The sequence below is a fragment of the Pseudomonas sp. P4_C8 genome (assembly GCF_056401975.1).
Map to the genome: position 1 here is coordinate 1 of NZ_JBFUIH010000087.1, position 7,555 is coordinate 7,555.

Annotated in this window: 7 protein-coding genes; 5 read left to right on the forward strand and 2 right to left on the reverse strand. The window is 54.8% G+C overall.

Going from position 1 to position 7,555, the window contains the following annotated elements:
- Positions 1-325 precede the first annotated feature (325 nt).
- From AC1DWM_RS29630 to AC1DWM_RS29650, 5 genes are all read left to right on the forward strand, one after another.
- Entirely contained in the window at positions 326-1,042 is a 717-nt protein-coding gene (locus AC1DWM_RS29630; RefSeq protein ID WP_223516425.1) for an ABC transporter permease, read from the forward strand.
- Positions 1,043-1,062: 20 nt separating this feature from the next.
- Positions 1,063-1,956, forward strand: coding sequence for a glycine betaine ABC transporter substrate-binding protein (locus AC1DWM_RS29635; protein WP_223516423.1), 894 nt, complete (start codon positions 1,063-1,065; stop codon positions 1,954-1,956).
- 12 nt (positions 1,957-1,968) lie between these two features.
- On the forward strand, positions 1,969-2,661 hold the full coding sequence (locus AC1DWM_RS29640; protein ID WP_223516421.1) for an ABC transporter permease: 693 nt from the start codon (positions 1,969-1,971) through the stop codon (positions 2,659-2,661).
- A gap of 222 nt (positions 2,662-2,883) precedes the next feature.
- Entirely contained in the window at positions 2,884-4,041 is a 1,158-nt protein-coding gene (locus AC1DWM_RS29645; RefSeq protein WP_477796841.1) for an osmoprotectant ABC transporter ATP-binding protein OsmV, read from the forward strand.
- Between the two features lie 467 nt (positions 4,042-4,508).
- Entirely contained in the window at positions 4,509-5,672 is a 1,164-nt protein-coding gene (locus AC1DWM_RS29650) for a type III PLP-dependent enzyme (RefSeq protein ID WP_027924486.1), read from the forward strand.
- 48 nt (positions 5,673-5,720) lie between these two features.
- Here AC1DWM_RS29650 and AC1DWM_RS29655 read toward each other — a convergent pair whose 3' ends face one another.
- Positions 5,721-6,584: a hypothetical protein gene (locus AC1DWM_RS29655; protein WP_477796842.1), complete on the reverse strand. Its 864-nt coding sequence runs from the start codon at positions 6,582-6,584 to the stop codon at positions 5,721-5,723.
- A gap of 143 nt (positions 6,585-6,727) precedes the next feature.
- A partial coding sequence (locus tag AC1DWM_RS29660) for an alpha-xenorhabdolysin family binary toxin subunit B (RefSeq protein ID WP_477796843.1) occupies positions 6,728-7,555 on the reverse strand: 828 nt, incomplete at its 5' end.

Here is a 7,555-nt window from a genome sequence, read left to right on the forward strand (position 1 = left end):
GCCTCGGTCTGTCAGATACACCGAGGTGATGCCATCGCCGGCAAGCCGGCTCCTACAGGTACGTGGTTGGGCATCAAGGGTGGCTATCTGCTGTTAAATATGGAACCTTTTAAAAGGTGCAGACGTCCACTCCCCTGTTACGGCACTCGTATCAGGGGCTGAAAAATCAGCAAGTTAGCCTGACGAGGCTGCGCTTATGGCTCGATCTCATGTGGTTTTACCCGCATGAAGAGCTGCTTCTCGCGAACGTTGATTTTCCCGGCAGCCAGGAATGGACAGCCGTACGGGACTGCGTTCGCCGACAAAAGAAAAAAGGAGTCCGCCTGTGGCTATTCGCTATGGCAAAGGGCTGATAGGAGGAGCGGTTGTCGTCGCCCTTCTGGCCCTGCTGGTCCATTGGATTGGCATCAACACGATCGAACATTACCGCGACGATTTGTTGTTTTACCTGCAAGCTCATCTGATTCTCGTCCTCGCTTCCATGCTGGCTGCCCTTGTTGTGGGTATCCCCGCCGGCATCTTCCTCAGCCGTCCGACCATGGTGGGACGCGCTGAACGCTTCATGCAGCTCTTCAACATCGGCAACACCGTGCCGCCTCTTGCCGTACTGGCCATCGCCCTGGGCATCCTCGGCATCGGTAGCGGCCCTGCAATCTTCGCCCTGTTCCTCGCCTCGCTGTTGCCGATCGTGCGCAACACCTATGAAGGCCTGAAAAACGTTCAGGGTTCACTGAAAGAAGCCGCCGTCGGCATCGGCATGACCCCGACTCAAGTGCTGTGGCGAGTCGAGTTGCCGAACGCGGTGCCGATCATCATTGGCGGCGTGCGCGTGGCGCTGGCGATCAACGTCGGCACGGCACCGCTGGCATTCCTGATCGGCGCCAACAGTCTGGGCAGCCTGATTTTCCCCGGCATCGCCCTGAACAATCAGCCGCAATTGCTGCTCGGCGCGGCCTGCACCGCCCTGCTGGCCTTGCTGCTCGACGGTCTGGTGACACTCGCCAGCCGCCTCTGGCTCGAACGCGGCTTGCGCCCGTCTTAAGCCTCGGCAAAGGAAATTTCATGAAAAGTATTAGCTTGTTACTAGGCTGCGTCCTGCTGTTCGCAGGATTTGCCCAAGCCGCTGAAAAACCGGTGATCCGCATCGGCGCGCGGGTGTTCACCGAACAAACCCTGCTGGCGGAAATCACCTCCCAATACCTGCGCACCAAGGGTTACGACACTCAGGTGACCGGCGGACTGGGCAGCAACCTCGCTCGCAGCGCCCACGAAAGTGGCCAGCTGGATTTGATGTGGGAATACACCGGCGTGTCGCTGGTGGCTTACAACCACATCACGGAAAAACTCGACAGCGCCCAGTCCTACGCCAAGGTGAAAGAACTCGACGCGAAAAAAGGCCTCGTCTGGCTGACCCCGTCGAAGTTCAGCAACACCTACGCCCTGGCCCTGCCGGAAAAAACCGCGAAGGCCTATCCACAGATCAACAGCATCAGCGAGCTGAACACGGTGTTGCAGGCTGAGCAGAAACAGAATCACCTAGTCGCGCTGGACACCGAGTTCGCCAACCGTTCCGACGGTCTGAACGGCATGGTCGACCTCTACGGCATGAACCTGACGCGCAAAAACATCCGGCAAATGGATGCTGGTTTGGTCTACACCGCCCTGCGCAACGGCCAGGTATTTGCCGGTCTGGTCTACACCACTGACGGTCGATTGAACGCCTTCAAGCTGAAACTGCTCGAAGACGACAAGCACTACTTCCCCGACTACACCGCCGCACCAGTCGTGCGCCAGGTGTACCTCGACGCCCATCCGAAACTCGCCGAAGAACTCAAGCCGCTGGCCGAACTGTTCGACGACGAAACCATGCGCCAGCTCAACGCGCGGGTCGATGTCGATCACCAAAGCCCGTCATCCGTTGCCGCCGATTTCCTGCGCCAACATCCCATTAAATAAGGAGGAAAAGACATGGAATTTCTGAACGCCTTTTCCCATCTCGACTGGCCATTGGTGCTGCACCTGACCTGGCAACACATCACCCTCGTCGGCATCGCTGTGACGTTGGCGATCGTGGTCGGCGTGCCGCTAGGCATCCTGATGACGCGTTTCCCGACACTCGCCGGCCCGTTGCAGGCCAGCGCCACGGTGTTGCTGACCGTGCCGTCGATTGCGTTGTTCGGCCTGCTGCTGCCGTTCTACTCCAAATTCGGCCAGGGCCTCGGTCCGATGCCGGCGATCACCGCAGTGTTTCTGTACTCGCTGCTGCCGATCATGCGTAACACCTACCTCGCCCTGACCGGTGTCGAACCGGGTATTCGCGAAGCCGCGCGCGGCATCGGCATGACCTTCGGCCAGCGCCTGCGCATGGTCGAACTACCGATCGCGGTGCCAGTGATCCTCGCCGGTGTGCGCACCGCCGTGGTCATGAACATCGGTGTCATGACCATCGCCGCGACCATCGGCGCCGGTGGCCTCGGTGTACTCATTCTCGCTTCCATCAGCCGCAGCGACATGTCGATGCTGATCGTCGGCGCCGTGCTGGTCAGCCTCCTGGCCATCTTCGCCGACCTGCTTCTGCAATGGCTGCAACGCACGCTGACGAGTAGGGGGTGTTCGCCGCAAATGGCGGGCGCGCCGTCGCCCCACAAAGCGCAAGACTAGGCGCGAGGAGAGAGATTTGGTTTCTTCAAATGAACGACGAGCAACGACGGATTGCGCTTTGTGGGGCACGGCCCTCCGGGTTGGAGCTGTGATCCCGCCGGGCTGCGTTGTGGGACTTGAAAAGGAAACGACATTTCCTGCGTCCCACGCCTTGCCCGGCGGGATCACAGCTCCAACGCGCTCCGCCATTTGCGGCGAACACCCCCTACCTGGACTCCTGAAATGATCGAACTTCAAAACCTCAGCAAGACCTTCCAAAGCAACGGCAAAGATGTGAAAGCCGTGGACTCGGTAAGCCTGACCGTCAATGAAGGCGAAATCTGTGTGTTCCTCGGGCCATCGGGCTGCGGCAAAAGCACCACGCTGAAGATGATCAACCGACTGATCAAACCGACCTCGGGCAAGATCCTGATCAACGGCGAAGACACCACCGACCTCGACGAAGTGACCTTGCGTCGCAATATCGGCTACGTGATCCAGCAGATCGGCCTGTTCCCGAACATGACCATCGAGGAAAACATCACCATCGTTCCGCGCCTGCTGGGCTGGGATAAACAGAAATGCCATGACCGCGCCCGCGAGTTGATGAGCATGATCAAGCTCGAACCCAAGCAGTACCTGACTCGCTACCCGCGTGAGTTATCGGGCGGCCAGCAACAGCGGATCGGCGTGATTCGTGCGCTGGCGGCGGATGCTCCGCTGTTGCTGATGGATGAACCGTTTGGCGCGGTGGACCCAATCAACCGCGAGATGATTCAGAACGAGTTCTTCGAGATGCAGCGGGCGCTGAACAAGACCGTAATCATGGTCAGCCACGACATCGACGAAGCGATCAAGCTGGGCGACAAGATTGCGATCTTCCGCGCCGGCAAGCTGTTGCAGATTGATCACCCGGACACGTTGCTGGCGCACCCGGCGGATGACTTTGTCAGCAACTTCGTCGGCCAGGACAGCACGCTCAAGCGTCTGTTGCTGGTCAAAGCCGAGGACGCGGCGGACAACGCACCGTCGGTGAGCCCGGAAACGCCGGTGGCCGAGGCGCTGGAGTTGATGGACGAACTGGACCGTCGTTATGTCGTGGTCACCTGTGCTGACAACAAGGCACTGGGCTATGTACGTCGCCGCGATCTGCACCGTCAGTCGGGCACTTGCGCGCAATATCTGCGCAAGTTCAATGCTACCGCCGCGTACGACGAGCATTTGCGCATCCTGCTGTCGCGCATGTACGAGTTCAATCGTTCGTGGCTGCCAGTGATGGATGCCGAGCGGGTGTTCCTGGGTGAAGTGACGCAGGAATCGATCGCCGAGTACTTGAGCTCTGGCAAGTCCCGTGGGGGCAAGACCAGCATTGTTTCGCCAGCCGAGACTGCGTTGGCCTGATCTGACGCCATCGCGGGCAAGCCTTGCTCCTACGGGATTGGTGTCGTGCAAACGAAATTGGCACGCCACAAAACTTGTAGGAGCAAGGCTTGCCCGCGATTGGGGGCACCACAAATCCCTCTGACACCCCTCAAATACCCATCCAACGGGAACATCACACTGTCATGCAGGTCGGTTACATCAGTAACTGACGGGGACCGCACGACGGAACCGTGTAAAAACGCGACATTTTTTGTTGATCTCAAGCCCCTCACGCCCTAAAGTTCGCGCCGAACGTCCATGCTGGAAACGATCCATCCGGCTCAAGTACTGACGACGAGACAGCAAGGCCAAGGGAAAGCACCGATTCCCATGGCCTTTTTGCTTTCGGCGACATGCCTTGGGAAGTAGGCGAACCAAAGTGGGGATACGGAGGACGTTCATTTGCACCCATTGTTAATTTCAGTTTGCCAGTAGGAGTTCCCAGCATGTCGATCAACGTCGAAGACTATTTCGCGCGCGATACCTTCAACAAAATGAAGGCCTTCGCCGACAAACAAGAAACCCCGTTCGTGGTGATCGACACCGCGATGATCAGCCAGGCCTATGACGACCTGCGCGCCGGTTTCGAATTCGCCAAGGTCTACTACGCGGTCAAGGCCAACCCGGCCGTCGAAATCATCGACCTGCTCAAAGAGAAAGGCTCGAACTTCGACATCGCGTCGATCTACGAGCTCGACAAAGTGATGAACCAGGGCGTCGGCCCGGATCGCATCAGCTACGGCAACACCATCAAGAAATCGAAAGACATTCGCTACTTCTACGAGAAGGGCGTGCGTCTGTATGCCACCGACTCCGAAGCCGACCTGCGCAACATCGCCAAGGCTGCACCGGGTTCGAAAGTCTACGTGCGCATCCTCACCGAAGGCTCGACCACGGCTGACTGGCCTTTGTCGCGCAAATTCGGCTGTCAGACCGACATGGCCATGGACCTGCTGATCCTCGCCCGTGACCTGGGCCTGGTGCCTTATGGCATCTCGTTCCACGTCGGCTCGCAACAGCGCGACATCAGCGTCTGGGACGCAGCGATCGCCAAGGTCAAAGTGATCTTCGAGCGTCTGAAGGAAGAAGACGGCATTCACCTCAAGCTGATCAACATGGGCGGCGGCTTCCCGGCCAACTACATCACCCGCACCAACAGCCTGGAAACCTACGCCGAAGAAATCATCCGTTTCCTCAAGGAAGACTTCGGTGACGACCTGCCGGAAATCATCCTTGAACCAGGCCGTTCGCTGATCGCCAACGCCGGCATCCTGGTCAGCGAAGTGGTGTTGGTCGCGCGTAAATCCCGCACGGCGGTAGAGCGCTGGGTGTACACGGATGTGGGCAAGTTCTCCGGCCTGATCGAAACCATGGACGAAGCCATCAAGTTCCCGATCTGGACCGAGAAGAAAGGCGAGATGGAAGAAGTGGTCATCGCCGGTCCGACCTGCGACAGCGCCGACATCATGTACGAAAACTACAAGTACGGCCTGCCGCTGAACCTGGCCATTGGTGATCGTTTGTACTGGTTGTCGACCGGTGCTTACACCACCAGTTACAGCGCGGTTGAGTTCAATGGCTTTCCACCGTTAAAGTCGTTTTACGTCTAATAATATTTGTTAGCCAAGAAAGGCCCATGACTTGTCATGGGCCTTTTTTCATTCTCTTGACCAAATCTTAATTTGCTCAGATAGCGCATCTATTTCTGCAACATAAAGCCCAATACCTTTCAACTTTAATAGTAACTCACTGAACCTCATATTCTTTTTACGCGTAATAAGCTCCCGACCAGCGGAGTCAGAAAAATAACGAAGCCCAAAGAAAAAATCATTGACGTTATTGATAGCCGACGACGTTCGTCGGTAGATATTCTCCATCTCATACAACTGTTCTTTTGCTGCAACGCCCTTCATACCGGGCAACATCACGTCTCCACTAGCATTGTAAACCTCAAGCTTTGACTGTCCGCCATGGCATCGACACATATCCAATGAGAGCACTTGCATAAAACTGGCAAAGATATTGTGAATATCGAGATTCAATTCCTGCACCAGGCCTTTAACGTCCCCGACATCAGCCCCCAAATACATCAACCGAAGTGCAAGTTCGTGCAAGAGACCATCGACATCAGTCGGGGGCAACGCGATAAACTCATCAGAGGAAAATAACGTAAACCGCCGATGATCTAGACTATTAACCGGCATGCGCTGACCATCACCGGGCATATTTTCAATCGCTAAACGCAACTCCTCAGAAAAAATATTTACATCAGCTATTACGTCATCACATGTACGATCCAACTGCTGAATTCTTTCAGTCAACGCACCTAGGTAGTTAGTACTAAACGAAGACAAAACTTTCAAATTATCGATATCGGGCGGTGTAACCAACGCATGCCCCTGTTGCACCCACACGTCTGAAACACTCTTCATCTTGTCCAGAAACGGAGGCAGTAAAACCAGAAAATCCAAATAACACTTTAAGTACCCGAAATGCCGCTGCTGTAGAAGAAAACCAAACATAACACCTCCACAAGTCTAAATACCCCCATAAACGAGCGGACGGTCGATCACATCGACTGTCCGCTCTATTGCGTCTGCCAAGTTTTAGCTCAGGCTAGAACCTCCCAAACAAAAAAGACAGCCGCATCGCAACACTGGTGTTTTTAAGGCCTGGAGACCGGACGTAGATATTCAATAAAGCTTGCTGCCTCTACTTGAAAAGCGGCACTATAGTCACTGTCATTCTGAAATTTACTTGCATCCATTGCCTCAACAAAAAGCTCAATAGCACGGGATGCTTTTCCATATTCAGCAGCATACACCTTGCGTTGATCCTCAATGAGATGKATTGCGGTAATAAATTTAATCTTTTCTTCTGCACCAGTCTGCTTACCGCTCTCAACTTCAATTCGCTTTAAAAGCTCATCAATTTGTTCTTGAATTTTATCACTGCCTCTAATCATATCCATAAAGCATATGCCGGCACCGATATCTTCAATTGCCTTTTTTACCGCCTCAATCGCAAATTTAACCAATTCAAGTTCTGTAGGCTTCAGACCCAGCGCGATAAGTTTATCAATCGTCAACGTGACGTCCTGACCGATTTTTTCAATACCCGCTTTTTCTATCGCCGCTATTGCGTCGGTAATTTTCTGCTTTTCGCTCTGACTCTGAACCAAAGATACTTTAAGCTGCTCAATCATTTCCCGAGCACTTTCCTTGTCTTTTTCCAGCCCTGCCATATAACCAATCGTCGTCGTCTTATCAAAACCAGTGCTAATTTCATGCATTTGACTCCGGACAACCTCCTTCGTCTTCACTGTGTTAATTATTACTTTGTTAAGCAAAATATTACGCTGCCGCTCATACTCTTCAATAATTTCAGAATCATTATCCCCAGCCGCCTCGTCAGCTAGCGCCACTTCAATACCAACCAGCTTACCGCTATTATTCCTGAGTTCATTCAAGCTCTGGAGCGCACCGTCCTGCAG